This is a genomic window from Kitasatospora sp. NPDC058048 (assembly GCF_042885555.1).
GTDB lineage: Bacteria > Actinomycetota > Actinomycetes > Streptomycetales > Streptomycetaceae > Kitasatospora > Kitasatospora lactacystinica.
In genome coordinates this window covers 520,692-545,852 of sequence record NZ_JBHVRT010000001.1, presented here as the reverse complement: position 1 = coordinate 545,852, position 25,161 = coordinate 520,692, and the positions used below count along the sequence as shown (strand labels likewise).

General features: G+C 74.2%; 21 protein-coding genes. 11 read left to right on the top strand and 10 right to left on the bottom strand.

From position 1 onward, the window contains the following. Positions 1 to 56: 56 nt before the first annotated feature. Positions 57 to 3,089 carry a hypothetical protein gene (locus ACFVVA_RS01885; protein ID WP_387684705.1) on the bottom strand — a complete coding sequence of 1,011 codons (3,033 nt, stop codon included), beginning with the start codon at positions 3,087 to 3,089 and terminating at the stop codon, positions 57 to 59. 380 nt (positions 3,090 to 3,469) lie between these two features. Here ACFVVA_RS01885 and ACFVVA_RS01880 point away from each other — a divergent pair, with 380 nt between their 5' ends. Continuing rightward, positions 3,470 to 4,261, top strand: a complete 792-nt coding sequence (locus tag ACFVVA_RS01880) for a putative protein N(5)-glutamine methyltransferase (protein WP_387684703.1) — start codon at positions 3,470 to 3,472, stop codon at positions 4,259 to 4,261. Between the two features lie 94 nt (positions 4,262 to 4,355). Here ACFVVA_RS01880 and ACFVVA_RS01875 read toward each other — a convergent pair whose 3' ends face one another. Further along, positions 4,356 to 4,784, bottom strand: coding sequence for a PPOX class F420-dependent oxidoreductase (locus ACFVVA_RS01875; RefSeq protein WP_387684701.1), 429 nt, complete (start codon positions 4,782 to 4,784; stop codon positions 4,356 to 4,358). Positions 4,785 to 5,115: 331 nt separating this feature from the next. Here ACFVVA_RS01875 and ACFVVA_RS01870 point away from each other — a divergent pair, with 331 nt between their 5' ends. After that, complete coding sequence (locus ACFVVA_RS01870) at positions 5,116 to 5,562, top strand: hypothetical protein (RefSeq protein ID WP_387684699.1); 447 nt, start codon at positions 5,116 to 5,118, stop codon at positions 5,560 to 5,562. A gap of 86 nt (positions 5,563 to 5,648) precedes the next feature. Beyond that, positions 5,649 to 6,152 carry a DinB family protein gene (locus ACFVVA_RS01865; RefSeq protein ID WP_387684697.1) on the top strand — a complete coding sequence of 168 codons (504 nt, stop codon included), beginning with the start codon at positions 5,649 to 5,651 and terminating at the stop codon, positions 6,150 to 6,152. A gap of 46 nt (positions 6,153 to 6,198) precedes the next feature. Here ACFVVA_RS01865 and ACFVVA_RS01860 read toward each other — a convergent pair whose 3' ends face one another. After that, the gene (locus ACFVVA_RS01860) at positions 6,199 to 7,620 is read right to left on the bottom strand and encodes a pyridoxal phosphate-dependent decarboxylase family protein (protein ID WP_387684695.1); all 1,422 of its coding nucleotides are present in this window, start codon (positions 7,618 to 7,620) and stop codon (positions 6,199 to 6,201) included. Positions 7,621 to 7,893: 273 nt separating this feature from the next. Here ACFVVA_RS01860 and ACFVVA_RS01855 point away from each other — a divergent pair, with 273 nt between their 5' ends. The 3 genes from ACFVVA_RS01855 to ACFVVA_RS01845 all read left to right on the top strand — a co-directional run bounded on the left by ACFVVA_RS01855 (position 7,894) and on the right by ACFVVA_RS01845 (position 11,655). Then, positions 7,894 to 9,252 carry a cytochrome P450 gene (locus ACFVVA_RS01855; RefSeq protein ID WP_387684693.1) on the top strand — a complete coding sequence of 453 codons (1,359 nt, stop codon included), beginning with the start codon at positions 7,894 to 7,896 and terminating at the stop codon, positions 9,250 to 9,252. Between the two features lie 109 nt (positions 9,253 to 9,361). Next, a complete protein-coding gene (locus ACFVVA_RS01850; RefSeq protein ID WP_387684691.1) occupies positions 9,362 to 10,339 on the top strand; it encodes a pentalenene synthase in 978 nt (325 codons plus the stop codon). A 116-nt stretch (positions 10,340 to 10,455) separates the two neighbouring features. After that, complete coding sequence (locus tag ACFVVA_RS01845) at positions 10,456 to 11,655, top strand: cytochrome P450 (RefSeq protein WP_387684689.1); 1,200 nt, start codon at positions 10,456 to 10,458, stop codon at positions 11,653 to 11,655. A 39-nt stretch (positions 11,656 to 11,694) separates the two neighbouring features. On the opposite strand, the gene ACFVVA_RS01840 is transcribed toward ACFVVA_RS01845, so the two are convergent. From ACFVVA_RS01840 to ACFVVA_RS01830, 3 genes are all read right to left on the bottom strand, one after another. Further along, a complete protein-coding gene (locus tag ACFVVA_RS01840; protein WP_387684687.1) occupies positions 11,695 to 12,984 on the bottom strand; it encodes an MFS transporter in 1,290 nt (429 codons plus the stop codon). Between the two features lie 54 nt (positions 12,985 to 13,038). Next, the gene (locus tag ACFVVA_RS01835) at positions 13,039 to 13,632 is read right to left on the bottom strand and encodes an ArsR/SmtB family transcription factor (RefSeq protein ID WP_387684686.1); all 594 of its coding nucleotides are present in this window, start codon (positions 13,630 to 13,632) and stop codon (positions 13,039 to 13,041) included. A 156-nt stretch (positions 13,633 to 13,788) separates the two neighbouring features. Further along, positions 13,789 to 14,460 (bottom strand): hypothetical protein, encoded by a 672-nt coding sequence (locus tag ACFVVA_RS01830; protein WP_387684684.1) that lies wholly within the window; start codon positions 14,458 to 14,460, stop codon positions 13,789 to 13,791. 10 nt (positions 14,461 to 14,470) lie between these two features. Here ACFVVA_RS01830 and ACFVVA_RS01825 point away from each other — a divergent pair, with 10 nt between their 5' ends. Further along, positions 14,471 to 14,614, top strand: a complete 144-nt coding sequence (locus ACFVVA_RS01825) for a hypothetical protein (RefSeq protein ID WP_387684683.1) — start codon at positions 14,471 to 14,473, stop codon at positions 14,612 to 14,614. Between the two features lie 89 nt (positions 14,615 to 14,703). Here the strand turns inward: ACFVVA_RS01825 and ACFVVA_RS01820 are convergent, their stop codons facing one another. Then, positions 14,704 to 15,615 (bottom strand): S41 family peptidase, encoded by a 912-nt coding sequence (locus ACFVVA_RS01820; protein ID WP_387684681.1) that lies wholly within the window; start codon positions 15,613 to 15,615, stop codon positions 14,704 to 14,706. Positions 15,616 to 15,673: 58 nt separating this feature from the next. Here ACFVVA_RS01820 and ACFVVA_RS01815 point away from each other — a divergent pair, with 58 nt between their 5' ends. Continuing rightward, the gene (locus tag ACFVVA_RS01815) at positions 15,674 to 16,180 is read left to right on the top strand and encodes an ArsR/SmtB family transcription factor (protein WP_387684679.1); all 507 of its coding nucleotides are present in this window, start codon (positions 15,674 to 15,676) and stop codon (positions 16,178 to 16,180) included. Positions 16,181 to 16,223: 43 nt separating this feature from the next. Here the strand turns inward: ACFVVA_RS01815 and ACFVVA_RS01810 are convergent, their stop codons facing one another. The 3 genes from ACFVVA_RS01810 to ACFVVA_RS01800 form a co-directional block, all read right to left on the bottom strand. After that, positions 16,224 to 17,114 carry a transglutaminase-like domain-containing protein gene (locus tag ACFVVA_RS01810; protein WP_387684677.1) on the bottom strand — a complete coding sequence of 297 codons (891 nt, stop codon included), beginning with the start codon at positions 17,112 to 17,114 and terminating at the stop codon, positions 16,224 to 16,226. 244 nt (positions 17,115 to 17,358) lie between these two features. Next, positions 17,359 to 20,334 (bottom strand): RNA repair domain-containing protein, encoded by a 2,976-nt coding sequence (locus tag ACFVVA_RS01805; protein ID WP_387684675.1) that lies wholly within the window; start codon positions 20,332 to 20,334, stop codon positions 17,359 to 17,361. After that, positions 20,334 to 22,145 carry an RNA ligase family protein gene (locus ACFVVA_RS01800; RefSeq protein WP_387684673.1) on the bottom strand — a complete coding sequence of 604 codons (1,812 nt, stop codon included), beginning with the start codon at positions 22,143 to 22,145 and terminating at the stop codon, positions 20,334 to 20,336. The genes ACFVVA_RS01805 and ACFVVA_RS01800 overlap by 1 nt, the downstream gene beginning before the upstream one ends. A 197-nt stretch (positions 22,146 to 22,342) precedes the next feature. On the opposite strand from ACFVVA_RS01800, the gene ACFVVA_RS01795 reads away from it, so the two are divergent. The 3 genes from ACFVVA_RS01795 to ACFVVA_RS01785 all read left to right on the top strand — a co-directional run bounded on the left by ACFVVA_RS01795 (position 22,343) and on the right by ACFVVA_RS01785 (position 25,151). Then, on the top strand, positions 22,343 to 23,128 hold the full coding sequence (locus ACFVVA_RS01795; RefSeq protein WP_387684671.1) for a class I SAM-dependent methyltransferase: 786 nt from the start codon (positions 22,343 to 22,345) through the stop codon (positions 23,126 to 23,128). 261 nt (positions 23,129 to 23,389) lie between these two features. Next, entirely contained in the window at positions 23,390 to 24,265 is an 876-nt protein-coding gene (locus ACFVVA_RS01790) for a hypothetical protein (protein WP_387684669.1), read from the top strand. A 169-nt stretch (positions 24,266 to 24,434) separates the two neighbouring features. Then, a complete protein-coding gene (locus ACFVVA_RS01785; RefSeq protein WP_387684667.1) occupies positions 24,435 to 25,151 on the top strand; it encodes a flavodoxin family protein in 717 nt (238 codons plus the stop codon). The last annotated feature ends 10 nt before the right edge of the window (positions 25,152 to 25,161 follow it).

Sequence of the window (25,161 nt, the reverse complement as noted above, 5' to 3'; positions counted from 1 at the left end):
CCCGAAGGCACCGGGGGCGGCCCGACCGCCGTCGTTCGGCGGATCGCAGGTGTCCGTCACACCGCGGAGTGGTGGGCGGCTGTGTGGTGGCGGGCCCAGAAGTACAGCAGGCCGCCGAGGCTCAGCAGCCCGGCTCCGCCCAGGCCCGCGCTCATGACGGAGGCCGTCGGCGCGCCGGTGTCCGGCAGCCCGCCGGAGCCGCCGTCGCTCTGCGGCGGCGCCGGGTGGTGGCCCGGGCGGCTCGGGCAGCCGTGGCTCCCGCCGCCCTTGTGCTCGTGGCCCTTCGGCGGGCAGGGCGCGACGGCGATGCAGAGCTCGGCCGGCGGGCTCTGCACGATCCCTCCCTCCGGGTCGCGGGCGGTGGCGTGGGCGGTGTTGGTGATGCTGCCCGCCCGCGCGTCCTCCTCGGTCACGGTGTAGGTGCCGTGGCACAGGGTGCTCTCCCACGGGGCGAGGGTGGTCTGCTCGCAGGTCACCCCCTGGACGCGGTCGTCGCTGACGGTGACGTCGGTGAGCGTGGTCGACCCGGTGTTGGTCACCGCGTACAGGTAGGTGATGGTGTCACCCGGGTGTACGGTCCCGTCGGCGTCGGAGTGCTTGGTGATGGACAGTGCGGACTCTCCGGCGGTGACCACCTGGACGGTGGCCTGGTCCGTCGGGCTCTGGACGTTCTGTCCCTGCGGGTCGGTGCCGTTGGCGTGGGCGGTGTTGGTGACGTGCCCGGCCTGGGCGTCGGCCGCCGTCACGGTGTAGCTGCCGTGGCAGGTGGTGCTCTCGCCGGCGTCCAGGCCGGTCCGGTCGCAGGTCACCGCCTGGACGTGGTCGTCGCTGACGGTCAGGTTGTTCAGTGTGGTGTTCCCGGTGTTGGTGACCGTGTAGGTGTACGGCACGGTGTCGCCGACGTGGAACGGCCCGGCGCTGTCGGCCTGCTTCCGCAGGTCGAGCCTGGCGACGCCGACGACCTGCAGCGTCACCTGGGCGATGGGACTCACCACGGTCTGCCCCTGCGGGCCGGTGGCCTCCGCCTGGGCGGTGTTGGTGACGTGGCCGAGTCGCAGGTCGGCCTCGGTCACGGTGTAGGTGCCGTGGCAGGGGGTGCTCGCTCCGGCGTTCAGGGTCGTCCGGTCGCAGGTCACCTGCGGGGCGTGGTCGTCGACGACGAGGAGGTTGTTCAGCGTGGTCGTCCCGGTGTTGGTGACCGTGTAGGTGTAGTGCACGGTGTCCCCGACGTGGACGGGGCCGGCGGTGTCCGCCTGCTTGGCCAGACCGATCGAGGACGGGCCGACCACCGTGACGGTGGCATCGGCCTCCGGCGAGGTGACCGGTTGGCTGTTCGACGTCCCGGTGGCGTGGGCGTGGTTGGTGACCTGCCCGGCCTGCGCGTCGGTGGCGGTCACGACGTAGCTGCCGTGGCACTGGGTGCTGTCCCCGGGGCTGCCGGCCGGAGCGAGGGTGGTGGAGTCGCAGGTGATCCCCGTGACCTTGTCGTCCGTCAGCGCGAGGTTGGTCACCTCGCTCCCGCCGGTGTTGGTGACCACGTAGGTGTACGGGACGGTGTCGCCGACGTGGAAGGGCTCGGCGGCGTCGACGTGCTTGACGAGGGTGATCCCCGGTGGCGCGACCACCGGCACGTTCTCCGAGGCCGGTGGCGAGGTGACCGGGCCCCCGTCGGTGGTCCCGGTGGCCTGGGCCGTGTTGGCGACGTGGCCCTGGGCGGCGTCGGCGGCGGTGACCAGGTACGTTGCCGTACACGTCACGGTCTCACGAGGGGCCAGGGTGCCCGCCGGGCAGCTGACCGGTCCGACCTTCGGGTCGTTGACGGCCAGGTTGGTGATCGGCACGTTCCCGGAGTTGGTGACCACGAAGTCGTACGGGATCGGGGTGCCCACGGTGATCAGCCCGGGCAGCGGCTCGTGCGCCTGCTTGACCAGGTTCAGTTCGGGCAGCGGCTGGTCGGTGCTGATCACGACGTTGCGGATCAGGTGCACGTCGGTGAACAGGCCGGTGGACCCGGCGAAGCCGAACTTGTAGGTCGAGGGCACCGGCTGGGGTGCGGGGGTCTGCAGCACCTGGTGCGATCCGGTGCCGTCGTTGAAGTCGACGGAGACCGTGAGCACCGGGGAGGGCGCCGGGGTCAGGTGCACGTTGACCCGGCGGCGCGAGGGCTCCAGCAGGGTCTGCGCCTGGTCCGGGGTGACTCCGGGCGGCAGGGTGGTGAGCGGGCCCTGGAGCGTGCCGGGCAGGGTGGAGGGCCAGGGGCCGTTGGTGGTGAAGTTGCTGGTCGTCGCTGTCAGGAAGCAGTAGCCGGTGGTGCCGTCGCCGGGGCCGCGGACGGTGACCATGTTGGCGCCGGGCGCGGGGATGCGGAAGCTCGTGCCGCCGGGGGAGCGCTGGGCGCAGCCGTTGCCGCGCTGCTCCCAGTCGCCGAAGTAGTTGCCGAGCACGTCGAGACCGACGCCGAGGTAGCCGCGGTCGACGCCGGGCAGGAAGGTGAGGTTCGGGTTGTCGTCGGGCAGCTTCTGCGCGTAGCCGAGGCTGCCGCCGAAGGCGCCGGGGTGGGTGAGCGAGACGTCCCCGTTCACGAGGAAGAAGGAGATGCCGTCGGCCGGGGTGTTCGGCGTGGTGCTGCCGTACTGCCACTGGTCGAAGGTCACGTCCAGGCCGTTGCCGGCCGGCAGGGCCTGGTCGAAGAGCACCGCGCCGCTCTGGTCGTTGCCGGCGTCGGTGATCCGCAGGTAGCCGAGCGGTGCGGAGTTCAGCGGCGGCACCGGGCCGGTCTCGGCGGTGGGGCAGCCGCCGAGCGGGTGGTCGCCCGGCCCGGGCGTCGCGGGGGCCGCGCCGGTGAGGCAGGCGGAGCCGACGGCGATGAAGCGCGGGTCGGCGGTGGCTCCGGTGAAGGCCTCCTGGAGCAGGGGCGTGCCCACGGCCCGGACCCGCTCCGGCAGCGGCGCGGCGGGGTGGGCGGGGGCGGCGGCCTGGGCGAGCGGGGCGGTGAGGCCGGCGCCGAGCAGACCGAGGGTGGCCGCGGCGCTGATGAGGCGGGCCGTTCGGGCGCGAAGCCGTGACGGTCCGCAGGATTGTCTCGTCATGGCGTTACTATGCGCGGCCGCTACGTTCCGTTATCGCCGAGTACTGTCAGTGGACCTATTGAATCGCTCGGACGAGCGAGGGGTCATGGGAGCGTCGGCGACCGGTGGACTGTCGTGGGGATTGCCGGAGGTGTGGCAGGGGCCTTCGGAATCATTCCGATCATCCTTGCCCAGCAGTGCGGTAGGGTGGCCGACGCCGAGTATGACCGTGACTCAGGGAGGTGAGACCCATTACCGGAATGTCCGAGCGGGTGCTCCCGGAGCGCGGCCGCGTCGGCGCCCCGCGCGCATAGCGCGGCCGGCGCGCCGACGAGGTGTCGGCCCTCGCGGGAGCCCTGACGGAGTCGTCAGTCCTCCCGTCCTCCCCCAAAGGGGTTCTCTTGCCGGTTTTCTCCTCCGCCTCCCTCCGTTCCTCCGTGGTCTCCCGGCTGCGCGCCGCCGGTTGCGTGTTCGCCGAGGACGAGGCGCGGATCCTGCTCTCCGCCGCCGCCTCGCCCGCCGACCTGGCCGCCATGGTCCGCTCCCGCGCCGACGGGCGGCCGCTCGAACACGTCGTCGGCTGGGCCGAGTTCGCCGGGCTGCGGATCGCTGTCGACCCCGGCGTCTTCGTCCCGCGCCGCCGCAGCGAGTTCCTGGTCTCCACCGCCACCGCCTTGACCGCCCCGGGCGCGGTGGTGCTCGACCTGTGCTGCGGCAGCGGCGCGCTGGGCGCCGCGGTGGCCGCCGCGGCCGCGCACCCGGTCGAGCTGTACGCGGCCGACATCGATCCGGGCGCGGTCCGCTGCGCCCGCCGCAACCTGGCCGGCGCCGCGGCGGGGGTCTTCGAGGGCGACCTGTTCGCTGCCGTGCCCCCGGAGCTGGCCGGCCGGGTGGACGTGCTGATCGCCAACGTCCCCTACGTCCCGACCGGCGACCTCGGCCTGCTGCCGCCCGAGGCGCGGCTGCACGAGGCCCGGCCCGCGCTGGACGGCGGGGCGGACGGACTGGACGTGCTGCGGCGGGTGCTCGCCGAGGCGCCGCGGTGGCTGGCGCCCGGCGGGTCGCTGCTGTTCGAGACCAGCGAGCGGCAGGCGCAGACGGCCCTCGCGGTGACCCGGACGGCCGGGCTGGCGGCGGCGGAGAGCCGGGAGGAGGACCTGGACGCCACGGTGGTCACCGCGACACTGCGCTGAACCGCCCGGCTGCCGAGGGGAGTTCTCCCGCGGCCCCGAGCCGGGGCCCGGCCCGGCCGCCGTTCCCCCGTGACGGCGGCCGGACCGGAGCCGGTCAGATGCGGGTGCCGTACACGTGGTCGACCGGGATGGTGAGGAGCACCCGGCGGTCGGAGACCATCGTCTCGCGGTACTCCGCCCAGTCCGGGTGCTCCCCGGCGGCGCGGCGGTAGTAGTCCACCAGCGCCTCGACCTCCGGCCCCTCGGGGTCGGTGCCCGGTCCGGTCAGGGCGGCCACGCCCTCGGCGGTGACCCAGGAGCGGCCGTCCGGCCCGGTCACCTCCAGACTGGCCCGCGGGTCCCGGCGCAGGTTGGCCGTCTTGGCCAGCCCGTCCCGGGTGGAGATCAGGATGGCGTTCGCGTCCCGGTCGTAGAACGGCATGACGGGGGAGAGCTGCGGGCGGCCGTCCGCCTTGATGGTGGCGAGGACGCCGAGGCGGCTCTGCGCGAGCAGGGCGTACGGGTCGAAAGAAGTGGCGGTCATGGCAGCATCATCGGCCTTCACACCGGTGTGAGGGCAAGGTCCGCCGCGCGTGTTGGGCGAGGTCCGCAGGGTGGGTGGGGTGCGGTGCGCCGGGCGGGCAGGCGGGCAGGCGGGCAGGCGGGCGGGCGGGGTGCGGTGCGTCGGGCGTGCCGGGCGAGGCCCGCCGGGCAGGTGGGGCGGGAGGCCGCGCATGATGGCACGGACCGGCGGACCGGTGCGGAAGGTTCGGGAATCCGCCGTGATGTCCGGCGTGAGCCGCTATGGTCGGTCGCGAAAACGGTGATGGTCCGTCAGCGGGCGCGCACCGTCCGAGTCGAGGGGACACCGCACGATGGCACGCGAACGCAAGCCGGTGGAACTGCTGGAGTTCTCCGACGACCTCCACACCGACGACGTCACTCCGCTGCAGGCCTTCCTGGCCGCCCGCATGCGCGAGCTGGTCCGGGCCCAACCCGAGGGCACCAGTGCCCGGTTCGCCGCCGAGCGGCTGGCGGAGGTCACCGCCGCCGACTGCGTCTTCCTCTCGGACGTCCTGGTGGCCTGGGAGGAGGTGGTCCTGGAGGGCCGCAACGACGAGCCCGGCTGGACGCAGCGGATGCGCCAGGACGCCATGATCTGGTGGGAGCGGCTGTGCGAGACGGCCGACCGGTTCCGCGACCACCCCGACCACCGCTCCCGCTGGCGGCCGCTGCACTTCATGAACCTCGCCCACGCGGAGATCATGGCGGGCCTGACCGACCGGGCGGGCGGCGTGTACGGGGACGGGGCGCACCCGTGATCCCGGACGGCCGGGGATGATCCCCGACGGCCGGGGGCCGCGGCCGCAGGGCCGGACTGTCGGTGCCGGCTGCTACGGTCCCGGACATGAGCAATCGTGTGCCCTTCACGGGCGGGGAGAAGGAAAGCCTTCACGCGGCGCTGGACCGGCACCGCGATGTGGTGCTGTGGAAGCTGGAGGGGCTGGACGACGAGCAGCTGCGCCGTCCGATGACGCCCTCCGGGACCAATCTGCTGGGGCTGGTGAAGCACCTCGGCGGCGCCGAACTCGGCTGGTTCCGGGAGACGTTCGGCCGGGAGACCGGACCGCTGCCGTTCGACATCGACGCCGACGACTCCTCCGACATGCGGGTGGAGCCGCACGAGTCGACGGCGGACGTCCTGGCCTTCTACGCGCGGGCCCGGGCCGGCGCCGACGAGACGATCCGGGCGCTGGCACTGGACGACCTCGGCACCTCCTGGTCGGGGAACTCCGTCTCGCTGCGCTGGGTGCTGATCCACATGACCACGGAGACGGCCCGGCACACCGGGCACATGGACATCCTGCGCGAGCTGATCGACGGGGGGACGGGCGACCACGACCGGAGCTGACCCCGGACTCCGCCCGGCCCGTCCCGGCGCGGTCCGCCGCGCGCGCTCAGGCCGTCAGCTCGCGGACGGCCCGGGCCAGCGCCCGCGCTGTCCGCCGGACATCCGCCTCGGTGGTGCGCCAGTTGCTGAACGCGGCGCGCAGGGCGGGCCGACCCGCGTAACGGGTGGGGGTGAGGAAGGCCTCGCCGGCCAGCCCGTCGGCGAGTGCGGCCAGCCGCTCCGGGGTCGGGTCGGCCGTCAACGAGAAGCAGACGACGTTCAGCCGCACCGGGGCGAGCAGCTCCAGACCCTCTATCCGGGCCACCTCCGTGCCGAGCGCCCGGGCACCGGCGATGCAGCGCTCCACGATCTCCCGGTGCCCGGAGCGGCCGTACGCCCGCAGGGTGAACCAGGCGGCGAGGGCGCGCAGCCGGTGGGAGTTCTCGGGCGTGAGGTGGACCAGGTCCGGGTGCTCGCTCAGCGGACCGAGGTAGGCGGCGGCGTTCTGGAAGACCCGGGCCTGGAGGTCCGGCCGGCGGGTGAACTGCACGGCGCTGTCGTAGGGCACGTTGAGCCACTTGTGCAGGTCGACGCAGACCGAGTCGGCGAGGTCCAGCCCCGCCACCAGCTCCGCGTGCTCCGGCGACAGCGCGGCGAAGGCGCCGAACGCGGCGTCCACGTGCAGCCAGAACCCGTACCGCTCGCGCAGCGCGGCGATCGCGCGCAGGTCGTCGAAGTCGACGGTGTTGACCGTCCCGGCGTTGGCCACCACGACGCACGGCCCCTGAGCTTCGGTCAGCGCCCGCTCCAGCGCGGCCACGTCCACGGCCTCCCGGCCCGGCAGGACGGGCACCGTCCGCAGCGCCGTCCGGCCCAGGCCCAGCACCGACAGCGCCTTGGCGACGCTGGAGTGCGCACTGCCCGACAGCACCCGGACCGGGCCCAGCGCGCCGACCCCGTCCTCGGCGACGTCCACGCCGAGCCGCTCGCCCAGCCACTCGCGGGCGACCGCCAGCCCCACCGTGTTCGACATCGTCGCGCCGCTCACGAAGGTGCCGCGGTGCGCCGCCGAGAGCCCGAACAGCTCGCGCAGCCACCCGACCGTCTCCCGCTCCAACTGCTGACCGGCCGGATCCAGCGAGGAGTTGGAGTTCTGGTCCACGGCCGAGGTCAGCCAGTCGCCCGCGAGCGCCGCCGGCGTCGCCCCGCCGGTCACGAACCCGAAGTAGCGCGGTCCGGCACTCGCCGACAGCCGCGGCTCCCAGCGCTCCGCGAACTCCGCCAGGGCGGCCCGCACTCCGCCGCCCTCCTCGGCGAGCGGCGCGCCGGCGGGCTCCGTGCGGGCCTGTTCCGCGCCGCCCTGCTCGGCGCCGGCCCGTCCGCTCGCGGGCCGTTCGTCGAGGGTCTCCAGGAAGGCGAGCGCACGCTGCCGGGTCTCCTCCAGAAGTTCCGGCAACCGGCTCAGATCGGCGGCGAGTTCGGGGTGCATGACGATTCTCCGTTGATCGACTGGGCGGTGCGCCCGAGGCTAACGGCGGGGCGCGGACGGCGTCCCGGTCCAATCCGGGACGGGTGGCCTGAAACACACGGAGAGGTGGGGGAATTCGCGCCGTTCGGCTCAAAATCACTCCGGCGGTGCATTTTCGGCCGGTCCCTTGACCTCTCCCGATCCCGCGGACGATGATCACCGTGCACCGCGAGCGAGTGAACGTTCCAATGTCGGACGGATTTTCGATCCGAGACTTCAGGGAGGTGCAGGGCTGTGCGTTCCACCACCGCTCCCGTGACGGCCCCCGTGGCGCCGGGGCGTTTCCCACTGCTCGGCCACCTGCCGCGGCTGGCCGTCCAGCGGGTGGAGTTCCTGCAGTCGGTCAGGTCCCGGGGAGACATCGTCAGGATATTCCTCGGGAATCGTCCGGTGTTCGTCCTGAACTCACCGGAGGCCGTCCACGACGTTCTCCTGAAGCAGAGCAGGAAGTTCGGCAAAGGACTGCTGTTCGACGTCGCGCGGCCATTCATCGGGAACGGCATCATCACCTCCGAGCGGGATTTCCACCTCCGCCAACGGCGCGCGCTCCAGCCGGCCTTCCACCGGGACAGCATCGCCGCGAGCGTCGGCACGATGACCGACATCGCCGAGGAGCAGGTGTCGTCCTGGCGCCCGGGCCAGGTGATCGCCATGGACCTGGTGCTGCGCCGGATGATGACCGTCATGCTCGTGTCGACCCTGTTCAGCACCGAACGCCCGGACGGCGCCGCGGCCGTGGCCGAGCTCGGGGAACGCGTCGCCGAGCAGTTGACCACGGTGATGCGCGGGGTCTTCGTGGGCACCGTCCTGCCCGCTCCGATCGCGTCCTCACGCCTGCTGGGGCACCGCAGGTACCTGGCCGCGGCGGCGGCGCTGCGCGAACTCGCGGACACCGCCGTCCGGCAGGCCCGCCAGGACCCGGCCGACGGCGGCGACCTGCTCTCGATCATGTTCGCCGGCACCCCGGGAAACCCGCAGGGAATGACCGACGTGGAGGCCCGCGACGAGCTGCTGTCCCTGCTCATGGCCGGCGCCGAGACCACGTCCACCACCCTGGCCTGGGCGCTCCACGAGATCGGACGGCGCCCGGAGCTCACCGAGCGGATCAGGGCCGAGTGCGAAGCCCTGCCCGCCGGCGCCCTGCCCGGTGCGGCGACGCTCCCGTTCACCGAGCGGTTCCTCCGCGAGGTGCTCCGGCTGCACCAGCCCAGCTGGCTGCTGATGCGGCGTGCCCTGGAACCGGTCCGGGTCTGCGGGGTCGACCTCCCGCAGGGGGCCGAGCTGATCTACAGCGCGCTGACGATGCACCGGGACCCGGCCCACTACCCGGACCCGCTGCGGTTCCACCCGGACCGGTGGCTCGACCGCCCCGAGAAGGACCTGCCGCCGGGCGCCTACGTCCCGTTCGCCCTCGGCAACCGGAAGTGCATCGGGGACCACTTCGCGATGACCGAGATGCTGGTCGTCCTGCGCTCGATCGTCTCCCGGTGGCGGCCGCGCCCGGTCGAGCGGCACCGGGTCCGGCCGGTGGTCCACGCGCTGATCCGGCCCAACGCGCTGCCCATGCGCGTCTCACCCTGGCCGGCCGACTGAACCGGCCCCGCCCTGTACGGCCGTGACCCGGCCCCGCCCCGTACGGCCGTGACCCGGCCCCGTCCCGTACGGCCCTGAACCGGCCCCGTCCCCGGAGGTGCGCCACACCATGACAACCACGGCAGAGATCCTCTCCCCGGACCCGGAGGCCCCGGCCCTCGACCAACTCCCCTTCCCCCGCCGGATCAGCCCGGACTTCCGGGCCGCCCACGACCGCCACCTCGCCTGGCCGCGCTCCTTCGGCTTCCTGTCCACGGAAGCGGAGCGGGCCCACCACCTCAAGGGCCAGTTCCCGCTGATCGCGGCCATGTTCTATCCGAACGCGACCGGGAGCGAACTGGACATCGGCGTCGACCAGCAGAGCTGGTACTTCCTGTTCGACGACGCGCTCGACGAACAGTGGGGCGGCTCGCCCGAGCGGGTCCGCCACCTCGTCGGACTCGTCCAGGAGGGCGTCACCGGCCAGGCCTCCCCGCTGCCGCCGGCCGCAGCCTTCGCCGACATGCGACGACGCAGCTGCCACGACATGCCCGCGGACTGGATCCGGCGCTCGGCGGCCCACTGGTCCTCCTACCTCGACCACCACGTCCACGAGGCGCGCAGCCGGCAGTCCGGCGCGCCCATGCCGCTGAGCACCTACCTGCGGGTCCGGCGCCACACCATCGGGGTGGCACCGGTCGTCGACCTCGCCGAGCGGCTGTCCTCCTGCGTGCTGCCCGACCACCTGTACGCGCTGCCGCACCTGTCCGTCATGCGCGAGATGACGAAGACCTTCATCATCTGCGACAACGACATCGTCTCCCTGGAGAAGGACGCGGCCCTGGGGGAGCAGAACAACCTGGTGCTCTGCCTGGAGCGGGACCACGGGCTCTCCCGGCCGCAGGCGGTCGACCGGGCGCTGCGCCGCCGCGCCGAAGCCCTGGAGCTGTTCACCGGCGCCCACCGGGCCCTGCTCGGCAGCACGGCGACGGGCCACCTCGACCCGGCCGAACGCGACCTGCTGCAGCGCTACTGCACCGAGGCGCTGCAGACCACCATCCGCGGCGCGTACGACTGGCACCACGCCTCCACCCGGTACCACGGGTAGGCCACCGCCTCCCGCCGCCCGCCTCCGGTCTCCCGCCACCGGTCTCCCGCCTCTCGTCTCCCGCCTCCCGTCGCACGACCGCGCCCCCGGACCGATCCAGCTGAGGAGCCCGCACCATGCCCGACCACCGCTCGGCGTCCTTCGTCGCCTCCGAACGGGACCGGACCTGCCCGTTCGACCCGTCGCCGGACCTCCGCCGGATGCGCGAGGAGGACGGCCTGCCGCGGCTGCGCGTGACCCACCCGGTGCGCGGCGAGATCGACGCCGTCGTCATCACCGGGTACGGCGACGTCCGGGCCGCCTTCGCGGACGATCGCCTGGTGACGGGCAACGGCATCGACCCGTCGCTGCCGCGCACCCTGTTCAACCACCCGGGCTTCCTGCCCGCCTACAGCGGCGAGGAGCACAGCCGACTGCGCCGGATGCTCACCGGGAGCTTCACCGTCCGCCGGGTCGAGCGGCTGCGGCCCGCGATCGAGACGATCGTCTCCGAGCACCTCGACGCGATGGCGGAGCAGGGCCCGGTCGTCGACCTGGTCGAGGCCTTCGCCCTGCCCATCCCCTCGCTGGCGATCTGCGAACTGCTCGACGTCCCGTACGGGACCAGGGCGATGTTCCAGCGCTGCTCCCGGGTGATCATGGACGGGACCGCCGACGCCGGTCAACTGATCGCCGCCTCGGCCGAGTTGAACGAGGCCATGGCGGACATCGTGGCCCGCAACCGGGCCGCCCCCGGGGACGGCCTGCTGGGCGCGGTGGTGCGGCAGCACGGCGCGGAGCTCACCGACGAGGAGCTCATCGGCTTCGGCACCACCCTCCTGGTCGGCGGACACGAGACCACCGCGACCCAACTCGCCCTGAGCGTGCTGGCGCTGCTCCGCCACCCGGACCAGCTCGCCGTCCTCCGCGACGACCCCGAGTCCATCGGCACGGCGGTGGAGGAACTGCTGCGCCATCTCGCCATCCCCGCACCGCTCCTGCGCACCGCCGTGGCCGACGTCGAGGTCAACGGCCACCGGATCGCCGAGGGCGAGCACGTCCTGCTCTCCCCGCTGACCGCGAACCGCGACCCCGAGCTCGTCCCGGAGCGGCCGGACGACCTCGACCTGCGCCGCCGTCCGGTCGCCCAGCTGTCCTTCGGCTTCGGCGCCCACCAGTGCCTCGGCCAGCAACTGGCCCGGCTGGAACTGAAGGTGGCCCTGCCGGCCCTGCTGCGGCGCTTCCCGACCCTGCGGCTCGCCGTCCCCGAGGCCGGGCTCCGCTTCCGCGAGGGGTCGACGGTCTACGGTGTCGAGGAGCTCCCGGTCACCTGGTGACGGGGGCCCGCAGGGCCTGCGCCCTTCAGCCCGCGCCCTTCAGCGGGGGAGCCCCGCGCGGGGGAGCTCCGCGCGGCGGACGGCGGGAGAGGCGAGGGCGAGGGCGGCGCCGAGGCAGGAGAGGGCCCCGCAGCCGACGAAGACCGGGGCGGTGCCCCAGGCCCCGACGGCGGCACCGACCAGCGGATAGGCGAGCGGGGCGAGACCGACCATGGTGAGCATGGTGACGGAAGTGACCCGGCCCAGGTAGGCGGGGTCGGCGGAGGTCTGGATGAGGGTGCTGTCCAGGCTCCCGAAGACGCCCGCGCTCAGACCGACCAGCGCGGCGAGGACGGCGGCGGCCCACAGCTGCGGCACGAGCGCCATGGCCGCCGCACCGACGCTGCCCGCCAGCAGGGTGCCCGCCATGGTCAGGCCGGCCCGGGGGAGCCGACCGGCGACGGCGAGCAGCGCGGCACTCGCGGCGGCCCCGGCACCGAAGCAGCCGACGATCCAGCCGTAGCCGGACGGGCCCCAGCCGCGCTCGGCGTTGAGCAGCACCATGCCGACGTTGAGGGTGCCGGCGAGGCCGAGTTCGCAGACCGCCCCGGCCAGGACCAGCGGGCCGATCAGGCGGTGGCGGCGGATGTAGCGCAGCCCGTCGAGGAGTTCGGCGCGCGCGGTGCCGGGCCGGGGCGGGGTGCCGGCCCCGGACGGGGTGTCACCCGGAGGGGCTTCGAGCGGACTGATCCGGACGGAGAGCAGGAGCGGCAGGGAGAGCGCGAAGAGCAGCCCGGCGACGGCGAAGGCGGCGGCCGGGCCGCCCAGGCCCATGGCCAGGCCGCCGAGCGGCGGTCCGGCGATCTGGGCGAGGCGCATCGACAGCGAGCGCAGGCCGGTGACCCGGGCCAGCTGGTCGGGGCCGGTGATCCGGGGCGGGAGGGCGCCGACGGCGGGGACGAACAGGGCGTCCACGGCGCCGAAGACGAGCGCCACCGCGACCAGCAGCCAGAGCGCGGGCGTGGTCAGCGCGATGGCGGCGGCCACCGAGAGGATGAGCAGACAGCGCACGGCGTCGCTGCCCAGCACCACCCGGCGCGGGTCGAGCCGGTCGGCCAGGACGCCGCCGCCGAGCATGAGCAGGGCGCGCGGGGCGGCGCCGGCGGCCATGACCAGGCCGACCTCGGTGGGGCCGGCGGACCGCTGGGCGGACCAGGCGAGGGCCGCGAAGTAGACGCTGTCGCCGATCAGGGAGGCGGTGTAGGCGGCGAGCCAGCGCAGCACGTTGCCGTCTCGGTGGGCAGGCGGCGCGGCGATCCGGCGGGAGAGGGGCGGTTCGGCGAGGACCATCGGGGACTCCGGCGGTCGGGGACACGGCGGCGCCGGTGTCGGGGGCGGAAGGTGTCAGGGGCGGAAGGGGAACCCGTACAGGTGGACGGACACGTGCTCGCGGCCCGCGGTGTCGCCGGCCGCCCCGGCGGCCTTGCCGCGTTCCCGCCAGCGCCGCGCGATGGCCTGCAACTCCTGTTCTATCTCTGCGAGTTCGGCGGCGGTGAGGTCGAGCAGCCACTCGGAGGTGAAGGCCGCGTCGGTCCACTCCTTGCCCCAGGCGGCGCTCTGGTCGAGGTAGGCGCGGTACTGGGCGGAGCGGGAGTCGACCAGGCCCTTGGTCACCGCGTTGACGACGGCCGCGCCCTCGGGCGTGCCGGCGAGGTCGGACTCGCGGAAGCCCCAGCCCTCCTCGGAGGCGACCTCCCACCACCGCTCCCGGCCGTCGGCGCTGCGGGCGCTCGCCTCGGTGACGAAGCCCTGCTCGGCGAGCTTGCGCAGGTGGTAGCTGACCAGCGACGGAGCCTGGTCGACCTGCTCGGCGAGCTGCGAGGCGGTCGCGCTCCCGGCGGCGAAGAGCAGGCGGTAGAGCTGCATCCGCAGCGGGTTGGTGAACGCCTTCAGACGGGACAGGTCGGTGATCCGGTCGGGCCGGGGCTTCTCGGGCATGCGTCGACGATAGATCTGAAGGAAAAATTGCGCAATAAAAATTTCAGATATCCGCGTCGGGCACGACACGGCTGCGGTTGTCAGTGATAGGCGTCAACGGTCCTGTACCCGCCTGCCGCCTTCGAAGCCGGTTCCGACGGGCGAGCCCCGATCGGGTCAGGAGTCCTGGACGAGCAGCCTGCCCTGGGCGCCGTCCTCGGACACGAAGGCGAACAGCCTCGGCGACGAGCCGAGGTTGAGCTGGAAAGGCACCCAGTTCGAGTCCAGCTGCAGCAGCAGCCGCCAAGGGCCGCCGTCCGGCCACTCGTCGCCCTGGAAGAACTGCGGCGTTCCGCCGATCTTGTCGCCGTCCGTCAGCTTGATGTAGCGGTCCCGGTCGGCGGAGGGCAGGGAATCGAGTTCCTCGTCCGTCATGGGACCGGGCTCGTCGGCGGGGCGGAGGTCGACGGTGAACTCCACCTCCGACCCGTCGACTCCGTACAGCCCGGGGCCGGTCACCAGTGGGCGCACCGGGCCGGCATAGCCGCCGCCCGGCTGCACGATCACCGCGTTCTCGCCGCCGTCGGGGTCGATGATGTCGGGGTCGAAGAAGTGCTCCTCGTGATCGGCGTGGGTGACGAACACGTAGGCGACCTTTCCGTCGCCGGCCGCTCCGATCACCGGGCCCAGCTCGATCTGACCGACGAAGCGCATCGGCCGGTCCCATGCCGCGCTGATCGGCCACTGCGGGCCTGCCAGCCACACGGGCTGGCCGCCGAACTTGGTGGTCGGCGTGGAGACCGGCCGGCCGGTCGCGGAGAAGCCCTCGATGCGCTGTGTTCTCACCATGCCGGGCATCATGCCAAGTGACAGCGACATCACTGCCGCAGGTTGCCTGGACCGCCACCGCGGGGCCGTCGCCCGGGTCCCGGTGCTCACCGGCCGGGTGCCGGGCGGCCCGGTCCAGACCCTGCCGAGCATCAACCGCGAGCCCGTCAGGTGAACGGGGCCGCGGTCATCGGGGCCCCGGACTCCTTCGCCGTCTCGACCATGCCCGGCGGCGCCCCGCAGACGCGAGTCCGAGGACAGGCCCTACGCCAGGCGCGCCGCGGCCAGGGCCAGGGCGCGGTCGAGTGCCGTGTCGGCGTCGCAGGGGACGTCGGGCTGGACGCCGACGCCCTCCCAGTTGGTGCCCGAGACCGGGTTGACCGCGCGGGCGAAGGGCACGCTGAGCTCCAGGTGCGGGTGCACCGTAAAGCCCTCGCGCGGGTGGGCGCCGCCGCGGGTGACCTCCCCGACGACCTCGGCGCGCCCGAGCTGCTGCAGGTCGTAGGCGAGTTCCTCGCCCCCGGAGAAGGTGTCCGCGCTGGTCAGCACGTAGATGGGCTTGCTGCCGCCGAAGCGGGTGCCGGGGACGAAGGGGGGCGTCCAGGACTGTGCGCCCACCTCGTCCTTCCGCGAGAACATGGTGTTCAGGTGGGTGTGGCCGTCGAGCAGGTAGGCGCAGACGAAGGCGACCGTGTTCGGGTCGCCACCGGTGTTGCGGCGCAGGTCCAGGATGAGGGCGCGGGCGGGGGCCACCAGGGAGAGTGCCGCGGTCAGCGGCGGTGCCGCCCAGTCCAGCGGGAACAGCTTGGGTCCGATCTCCAGGACTGCGACGCCGTGGTCGAGGAGTTCCACGCGGGGAACGCCGTTCAGGAAGGTGTCGAACTCCCTGCGCACCATGGCGAGTACCGCCGCGCCCGGCTCCGGCGGCACCGGCACGGCGTGGTACTTGAGGCCCAGGTGCAGGTCGCCGTTGACGGACCGCAGGTCCGCGGTGACCGCTTCGGACAACTCCTGGGCGGATTCGGTCCGGTAGGCGCCCTCGGCGCTCCGGCGCCTCAGCAGGTCCGCCAGCTGCCCGGCGACGTCGGGGAAGACGTAGTTCTCACGGACCAGGTCGGCTATCGACTCGACGAGGGTGACGGTGTCCAGGGCGGACGGCGTTGTGGTGGAGGTCATGGAGAGGCAGTAGACCAGCGACTTGCCAAAGCGTCAACCGTACTTAACGCTTGATCAGGTGAGTCACCGACCGGACGAGACCGTCCAGCAGATCAGCGCGCCGCTGCAGCACGCCGCGCTCGCCCACCCCCTGCGCCAACGCCTGCTCTTCGCCCTGAGCAGCCGTCCGTCGACGATCAGCCGGCTCGCCGCGCAGCTCGGGGTGAACAAGGGCAGCGTCTCGCACCACCTCAGGGTGCTGGGCGAGGCGGGGCTGGTCCAGGACGCGGGAACGCGACGGGTGCGCGGCGGCACCGAGAAGTACTACCGGCGGACCGCCGATCGCTTCTTCGTCGCCGAACCGCAGGTCGAGGGTACGGCCGCGCTGTTCGGCGCCGTCGCCCAGGAGTTGGACCGCTCGCCCGTCGACCACCTCCTGGCACTGCGCCACCTCCGGCTCAGCCCGGCCAAGGCGGCGCGGCTCGTCGAGGCGCTGGCCGGACTGGTCGACGAGACGGAGGAGGACGCGGAGGGCGAGCCGGTGTACGGCCTCCTGGTGACGCTCTACCAGCAGGCCGGTGCGTAGCGGCGGCCTGCTCCGCCAGGAGGGTCGAGGGGGCCGGGGGCGGTCAGCGCAGGGTGACCTCGCGGGGGCCGTTGAACGGTGCCAGGGACAGGACCGTCTTTGGGGTGCGCAGGGCGTCGTGCTCGGCGAAGAGGCGGCGGACGGCGGGGACGTCGACCGGACCGACGGTCAGGTGGGCCACCTCGTCGTACGGGGCGTGGGGCGTGTTGGTGGAGTCGGTGCCCCAGGTGTCCCAGAGCAGCGTCTCGACCTTGTTCAGGGCCGCGAGGTCGAGCCGGGTGGAGTGGGCGACGAACCACGCGCCGTTGAGCGGGCCCTCCTCGGGCGGGTGGACGCCGAAGGAACCGGCGGCCGCCCGGTCGGAGCGGATCGTGCGCCAGGCCCGGCCGGCGACCAGGAAGCGGTCGCGCGGGACGTCCATCGGGTCGAAGTCCACCCGCCAGGCGGCGGCGACCTTCGGGTCGGCCAGCTGCGGGTCGGCGAGCAGCCAGCCCCGCCGGTCGTCCCAGTACTCGGTGGCCACGTGGTCGCAGTGGAAGCCGTCCGGGCCGAGGTAGCCGGCGAAACCGCAGCGCAACCGGGCGGGGATGCCGACGTGGCGCAGGAAGGAGCAGTGCAGCAGCGCCAGGTCCCGGCAGACGCCGACGAAGCGGTCGGCGGGCGCCCGGGGATGGCTGAGCGGGGCCGGGTCGCGGTCGGTGATCAGGTGCAGGATGTCGTCGAGGTAGCGGGTCTCGGCGTCGTGGTGGAGCCGGTTCGCCGGGATGGGGTGGTGGAACAGCCAGCCTTCGAGGCGATGGATGATCAGGTTCCGGGCGATCCGGGCGAGTCGGCGGGGGTCCTTGGGGAGATCGGCGTAGCGGGGGAGGTGGGCGCCGGGGTCGGAGAAGACGCTCTGTCCGAGGTAGAACGCGGGGAAGTCGGCGGAGGGCACGGGGAGCTCCCATGGGGCTTCGGCCGCATGATCGATGGCTGGGCCGCTGGTGCTCACCGTGGCAAATTTCGGGGGCGATTGTCCAGAAGAGCCCGATGGGCAGGGGTGGTTCGGCAGATCGGTGTCGTTCCGTGGGTGGGGGTCGTCCGGTGGGAGGGCGTGGTCGGGTCGATCGGGACGCTTCGGCGGGTCGGGCGGGTCGGGCGGACCGGGCGGGTCGGGCGGGTCGGGCGGACCGGGCGGTTCAGTCGGGCGGTCGGCGGGCCGGGGTGGGGGCGGCGCCGCCGTCGAGGTACTCGACCCGGACGCCGGGCAGGGTGCGGGACCAGGCCCTGGCGAGCGGGGCGAGCCGCTCGGCGGAGAGCGGTGCGGGGCCGAGGCCGATCGGGAGGTGGGCGCGGCCGTCGGCCGTCCGGTACGGGTGGGGCCAGGCGTGCAGCCGGGTGGCCCCCGCGTCCTCCAGGGCGGCCAGCAGGGCGCGGATGCGGCCCCGGACGAGGCCGAGTGACTCCTCGTCGGTGCCGATCACGGCCCAGGCGGCGTGCCGGCGGTGCAGCGGGGGAGCGGCGAGCAGGGCGGGCCACGGGTTTCCGGCGGCCGTCCCGGTCTGATCGCCGGCTTCCCCGGACTCGCCGGCTTCCCGGGCCTTGGCGGCTTCCCCGGCGTCGGTGGCTTCCCCGGTCTCGGCGGCGTCGGCGGCCTCGGTGGTCAGTTCCCAGGCGCGGTAGAGCTCCTCGCTGAGCAGATCGCGGGTGTCGGCGCCGACCTGGGTGGTGCAGCTGCGGACCGGGGCGGAGGGGGTGAGGACGGTGAGCGGCCCCGGGGAGGCCGGCAGCGGGTCGCCGGTAAGGGCGACGGGCCGGCGCCAGTCCCAGCCCGCCCAGGTCTCGGTGAAGCGCCGGAAGAGCTCCTCCTCGGGGCTGCCGGTGGCCTCCAGGACCGTCCGGGCGGCCAGCACCGACCAGGCGAGCGAGGGGAGTTGGCCGAACGGCGCGGAGTCCAGGCCGCGCGCCCGGGCCCAGGCCTTGACCTGGCGGGCCAGCCGGACGAAGCGGCCGTGCCGGTCGCCGAGCGCCGTCAGGATCGCCTCGGCGTCCGTGACCGCGCTCAGTGCGACGGCCTCGGCCTCGCCCAGCTCCGCACGGCGCTCGACGGCCCGGGCCGGGTCGAGATCGCTGGTGAAGACCACCACGAGGTCCACCGCCAGGCCGTCGGCGGTCAGCCGCAGCCCCGGCACCCGGGCGCCGCGCACCTCGCGCAGCCCGCGGGCCCCCGGCAGCGCGGCCGCCACCCGGGCGCGGACGGCGGGCAGATCGGCGGGGCCGGGCAGCGCCGCCACCAGGTCCAGGTCGGCCCCGTCCAGCTGGCAGCCGAGCCGCCGGGAGCCGACGGTGTGCACCACGCCCTCGGGCAGGGCCGCCGCGATGCGCCGGGCCAATGCCCGGGCGGTGGAGGTGTGTTGAGGTGGCTCCGGGGCCGGCGAGGCGATCGGCTGCTCGGGCACCGGCCGCACCTCGCCCGTCCCCAGCGAGACCACCGCGCGCGGCCGCATCGGCTCGGCGCCCCGGCGGGAGAGCACCACCAGCTCGCCGACCCGGGCGGAGGCCCCGGGGAGCCGGGCCGCGCAGTCGGCGGCCACCGGCTGCGGGTCGTCGCTGCGCCCGAGGGTCAGGTGCGGGGTGAAGCCCTCCGCCCGGCCGCGGCACCGCGGGAAGCGCCGCTCCAGCGCGTGCCGCAGCGCCGCCCAGGGCGCGGGCGAGCCGGCGGCCGGGTCCAGCCAGACGGTGGCGTCCTCGCGGTGCCCGAAGGTGTGCACGCCCTCCAGTCGCGCGGTGAACGGTGCCGTCTCGGCGGCGGCCGCACCGAGCAGCGGCAGGGCGCGGTCGAACTCGGACTCCGGGACGAAGCCGAACAGCAGGTTGACGTGCGGGGGCCAGCGGCGCAGCTGCGGGTCGTAGGCCTCGCGCAGGCGCTGGATCGGGGGCCACAGCTCCTCGGGCGGCAGCCAGGCGACGGCGGTGTGCGCGGTGGGTGCGGCGTCGAGGACGTCCGGCGGGCCGTTGTCCGGGTCCTCGCCGTCGAGCGCGAGGTCCACGGCCACGCCGTAGTGGTCGGAGGGGAGGAGCCCGTCCCCGGCCGGGCGGTCGCCGAGCAGGACGGCCGCGGTGGCACGGGTGCCGTCGGCGCGGTGCAGGACGCGGTCCAGGCGGCCCGGGCGGCCGGTCAGCGAGGAGACCGCGGCGAGCGGGTTGGCCGTCGGGTCGAAGGTGGGGGTGTCGTCGGCCGGTCCGTGCACCTGGGTCCAGGCGTCCCGCAGGCCGAGCGCGGCGGCGGGGCCGGCCGGGCCGGAGCGGCCGTCGTTGAAGTCCCCGAGCAGCAGCAGTTCGCCCTCGGCGCCGGCCAACCCCTCGGCCAGTCGGGAGAGTTCGGCCCGGCGGCGGTCGGCGCCGTCCGGCGAGTGGTCGCTGCTGAGGTGGACGGCGGCGACGGTCAGCGGCGTGCCGCCGGTCCGAACCGAGAGAGCGGCGACGGCCTTGTGCGGGCCCAGAGCGTGCCGCCCGGCCGCGGCCACCGGCAGCCGGCTGAGCAGCAGCAGGCCGTGGTCGCCGACGTCCGGCCCGAGCGGGTCGGCGCCCAGGGTGTACCCGGCGCGGATCCAGGGGGCCGCCAGCAGCAGGGCGACCAGGGCGGGCTCGACCTCCTGGAGGGCGATGACGTCGGCGTCGGCGGCCTCCAGGGCGGCGAGCAGCAGGGGCCGGCGGCGGGCGGTGGCGATCCGGTCGGCGTCGTAGCGGTCCCACAGGGTGTTCCAGGTGACCACGCGCAGGCCGGTGGCCACCGGGACGTCCGTGGCCGCCGGGACGCCGGTGGCCACCCGGGTGCCCGGTCCGGCCTCGGCGGGCCGCCAGCCGCCGCCCGGATGCCAGGCGTGCGGGACGGTCGCGGTGAAGAAGGGCGAGGGCAGCAGGGGCGGATCGGTGCGGTGCCCGGCCTCGGTGGAGTCGAGCAGGTCCACGCCCGAGGCGCGGTCCCAGACCCGTACGCCGTCGGCCTCGACCCAGTGCACCCGGTGCCAGGGGATCTCGCCCGAGGCGGCGAAGGCCTCCAGCGGGACGCGCTCGGTGCGGTCGTCGCGCTGGCGCACGCCCAGGGTGAACCGGGCCGGGTCGAAGCGGGCGTCCCAGCGGATCCGCTGGCAGATCTGTTCGATGGGGCGCATCACGCCTCCTCCTCGTCGAGGGTTCCCGCCGTGTCCTCCACGATGCCACCGGGGCCGACGTACCAGGTGCGGTGCGCCTGGCCGGGGTAGGGCGGGCCGAAGCGGTGCAGCTGTGCGGTGAGCACCTCGGCGGGCACCGGGTGCGGGCGGACGGCGTTGCGGCGCACCAGTTCGTCCTCGCCGACCATCAGCACCACCTGGGTGATCAGGGCGTCGCGGCGCTGGGCGACGGCGTGGACGTGGGAGCGCTGCTGGCGGTTGAGCGAGGTGGCGTCCCAGACCGCGGTGGCCGCTTCGCCGTCGCCCGGGGTGCACAGGGCGGCGTCCAGCCGGGCCAGCCCCTCGCGCAGTACCTCGGCGTTGTCGCGCTGGTCGGCGCGCGAGCCCCGGGCGGCGCGCAGGTCGTCCAGCGAGATCCGGGCGGTCACGCCGGTGAGCCCGGCGGCGAAGCAGCTCTTGCCGCTGCCGGAGGGGCCGCACAGGTGGACCAGCCGGGGGAAGCGGCCGTCGCGCCAGCGCCAGGTGGCCGCCACGGCCTCCTCGGCGGTGGTGATCCGGCCGAGGGCGTACGCCTCGCGGGCCTGGGCCCAGCAGCGGTCGGCGGCGTCGCGGTCCAGTCCGGCCAGCGCCTCGCGCAGCCCGGCCCGCAACCGGGCGAGCGGCGCCCCGTCGAGCAGCCCGGCGTCCTCGGCGTGCAGCGCCGACCAGGCGACCTGCTCGCGCTCCGCCCGTCCGGGGGCGGCGGTCGCGGCGACGGCGTGCAGCACCCCGAGGTCGGCGGCGGCCGAGAGCCGGACCAGCCCGGCGCGGCGCTCCCCGTCCGGGTACGGCTGCTGGAGGGCCGGGTGCAGCCCGACCAGGTCGGCGACCCGCCGGGCCAGCGGCAGGCCGAGCGGCCCAGCCAGCCGCGGCGCCAGCGACTGCCGGCGGGCGGTGCGCAGCGCGGTGGCGAGCACACCGGCCAGCCGGGCGTCCCCGCCCCGGCCCAGTTCGTCCAGCCGGGCCGACACCTCGGCCAACTCCTCGGGTGGACAGGTGAGTTCGGGAAGATCCAGGGCGGCCGCGAGGGCGGCCGGTTCGGGCAGCGCGCCGGAGCGCACGGCCCAGAGCGCGGCACCCGGGCCGAGCCCGTTCTCCACCACGGCGGCGTGCATCCAGTGGGTGTCGGTGCGCACGTGCCGGGGGCGGACCCACTTGGCGACCCGCTCGCCGAACTCGGCCCGGGAGAAGCCCCGGACCGTCCGCACCACGTACCCCTCCTGCCGGTCGAGGTCCAACCGCAGGGCGCGCAGGGCGCGTTCGTCGTAGCGGCCGCGCCACAGCACCCGCGGGGTGGGGACGCCGAGGCGGCGCAGGAAGCGGACGGTGTCGTCCCAGTCCAGGCAGTGGTCGCGGCCGTCGTCCCGGCTGCCGTCCCGACTGCCGTCCCGGCCGTCGTCGTGGATGTCGTTCCTGCCGTCGCGTTCGCCGCCCGTCCAGACCGAGAAGCCGTAGAACCAGCTCTCCAGATCGGTGTACGGGATCGAATGCCGGGCGAACAGGTTCTCGCCGCAGATCCGCCAGCCCTCCGGGATGCGCGGGGCGATCCGGCCCTGGAGGCCCTTCACCCAGGCGCGGGAGGGGTGGTGGGCGGAGTCCAGCGAGCGGGCGTGCAGGCCGTCGCGGTAGAGCGTGGTGTTCTCGCCGTCGAGCTTCTCGGTGACGACGACCTCGGCGCCGGCCAGCGCGGACAGGTCCCCGGTCCGTACGTCGTCCGCCGCGGCGCCCGGTGACCAGGGCAGATGCGGCGTCCGGGGGTAGTGCACACGCATGTCCTGCTCCCTGGGCGTTCTTGATCCGGCCGACACTGTAGGAGCCGCCGCCGGGCCCGGGCCACCGATTAAACGGCGGGCCCCGGGTGCCGAAGGACCTGGCCGACACGCGGGCAGGAACGTCCCTGCGCCACCGGACCGCGCCCCCGGGGTCCAATGACGCGACCCGACACAACGTCAACAGGGGAGGCCGACCGGTGGAGACGAGGACGAAGGACGAGGACCCGGTCCGGGTGCTGGACGTGACGAGCGCCGACTACCGCCGGGCGTTCGAACTGTTCCTCGCCGGAACGGACGAGAAGCCGATCACCCACGACCGGCTGAGCGAGATCGTGGCCACCCTGCCGCACCGCCGGGTCCTGCTCGACCTCGGCGCGGGCGACGGCCGCACCACCGCCTACCTGAGCCGCTCCTTCGACCGCACGATCGCGGTGGAACCCAGCGCCGCGATGCGCGAGAAGCTCGCCGAGGCCTGCCCCGACGCCCTGGTCCTCCCGGACCCGCTCGACCGGGCCGCCCCGCCCGAGCGGGCCGACCTCGTCCACCTCTCCCACGTGCTCTACTACGTGCCCGAGGCGGACTGGCTCCGCACCCTCAACCGCGCCCTGGACTGGACGGCCCCCGGCGGCACCCTCCTGGTCGTGCTGCAGAACCCGGAGAGCCCCTGCATGCGGATGGCCGCGCACTTCACCGGCGCCCGCTACGACCTCCGCCCGCTCGCCGACCGCCTGCGCGAGCTCCACCCCGAGCACGGCTACGCCCTCGAAACCCTCGACCTCCACTACCGCGCGCCCGACCTCACCGTGGCCGTGGACGTCGCCGAGTTCATGGTCAACGTCGCCGACCTGGCCACCCTCGACCCCCGCCCCTCCCGCACGGCCCTGGCCGCCTACGTCCAGGACCACTTCGCCCTCCCCGCCGGCGGCTTCGCCATCGGCCACACCCAGGACATGCTCATCATCCGCCGCGCCGCCCGGGCCTGAGCCGAGCCTCCGAGGGCGCTCCGAGGGTGCGGGCCGCCTGGCCGTGACCAGAACTCGATTGCGTCACAGAGAGGTTGGCGCCCCACGGAGCGGGCAGAGCCGATCCAGGCAGCACGTGACCGAGGGGGACGGTGTCCGATGCCTTCAGCCATGCCGTCGAGCGGTTCGGACGGACCGGGCGCGTCCCGGACCGGCGTTCCGGTCCGACCGTGGACGACCCCCGCCCAGCAGGCGGCGCCGCGCCGGTCACGGGCCGGCCTGGTGACACAGTTCGTCCTGCAGTTCCTCTACCTCCCGCTGGGACTCCTGCTCGTGATCGGCTGGATGGTCCTGGCGTTCTGGGGAGGCTCCGTGGGCGGCGGCGGTCCCGATGCCGCCGACCTGGCCGACACCCTGGCGGGGCTGTCGGCAGCCGGGATCTCCTGGCGCCGCCTGCGCGTCGAGTGGAACGGCAGGCCCGAGGAGTGGGAGCGGTTCACCGACGAGCTCCTGCGGAACCGTTTCGCCGCCGCCGAGCGGACCAGCGGCTGGAGACCGGCCGAGCTGCCGCCAAGCGGCGTGCGCCGGGCCGTCACGGGTCTCGAACGCCACCACTACCGTGGGCTGACCCCGCTGCGGGTCGAGGAGCTGGCCGGGCGGCACGACTGGTCGACGGACTGGGCGAAGAGCAGGGCGGTGCAGGGACAACTGCACTTCTACCGCCTCCTGCCACCTCCCGTGCCGACCGGTGTGCCCGATCCGTCCGGACCACCGCCCGAGCCCGGAACACCGTGGGGCCCGATGCGCTGCCGCGTCGTGCTGCCCCTCCTCACCCTCGTCCTCCGGCCGGGAGTCCGCTTCCTGGAACTCCGCCGCAGCCCGAACGCCTACGTGCGCCATCTGCGGAAACACCTGCGGAAACGTTTCCGGGCCGAGCTGGCGCGCGAACGCAGCAGGAACCACTACCGGTTCGACGGGACGGGCCGGGTCCTGCGCCGGGTCGCCGTCCGGGCCCGGCACTACCGGGGCGCGGGCGCCGCAACCGTCCTGCGGGTGGCGGCCGAACAGGGCTGGAAACTCGACCACTCGTTCCCCACCGACCCACGGCACACCGTTCACCTCTGCCTCCCGGACGGCGGCTGCCACCCCGGGCACTGACGCCGCACACGGGTGCCAGGCCCGCTTCGTCCGCGACTGCCCGGCGCACCGGTCGGCGTGTCGTCAGGCCACCGGCCCAACCGCGCGCGCGTCCGCCCCGCCGACCTGGTGAGCTGTGCCGGGAGTCCGCGACCCGACCGGCCTCCCCGACGGACCGAGGGAGGACCCCGTGCCGGACACGCCGACGTCGTACACCGACCTGCGCGCCCTGGTGATCAACTGCACGCTCAAGCGCTCCCCGGAGCGCAGCCACACCCAGGGCCTGATCGACGTCAGCACCGGCATCCTGGAACGCCAGGGCGTCGCGGTCGACGTCCTGCGGGCGGTGGACATCGACATCGCCACGGGCGTCTGGCCGGACATGACCGAGCACGGCTGGGAGACCGACGAGTGGCCGGTGATCTACTCCCAGGTGATGGCCGCCGACATCCTCACGCTGGCCGGGCCCGTGTGGCTGGGCGACAACTCCTCCGTGATGAAGAAGGTCATCGAGCGGCTCTACGCCTGCTCGTCGATCCTCAACTCCGAGGGCCAGTACGCCTACTACGGCCGGGTCGGCGGCTGCCTGATCACCGGCAACGAGGACGGCGCCAAGCACTGCGCGATGAACGTCCTCTACAGCCTCCAGCACCTGGGGTACGCGATCCCGCCGCAGGCGGACGCGGGTTGGGTGGGGGAGGCGGGGCCGGGGCCGTCCTACCTCGATCCCGGGTCTGGTGGGCCGGAGAACGACTTCACCAACCGCAACACCACCTTCATGACCTGGAACCAGCTCCACCTCGCCCGCATGCTCAAGGACGCCGGCGGCATCCCCGCCCACGGCAACCAGCGCTCCGAGTGGGACGCCGGCTGCCGCTTCGACTTCGAGAACCCCGAACACCGCTGAGCCGACGGCC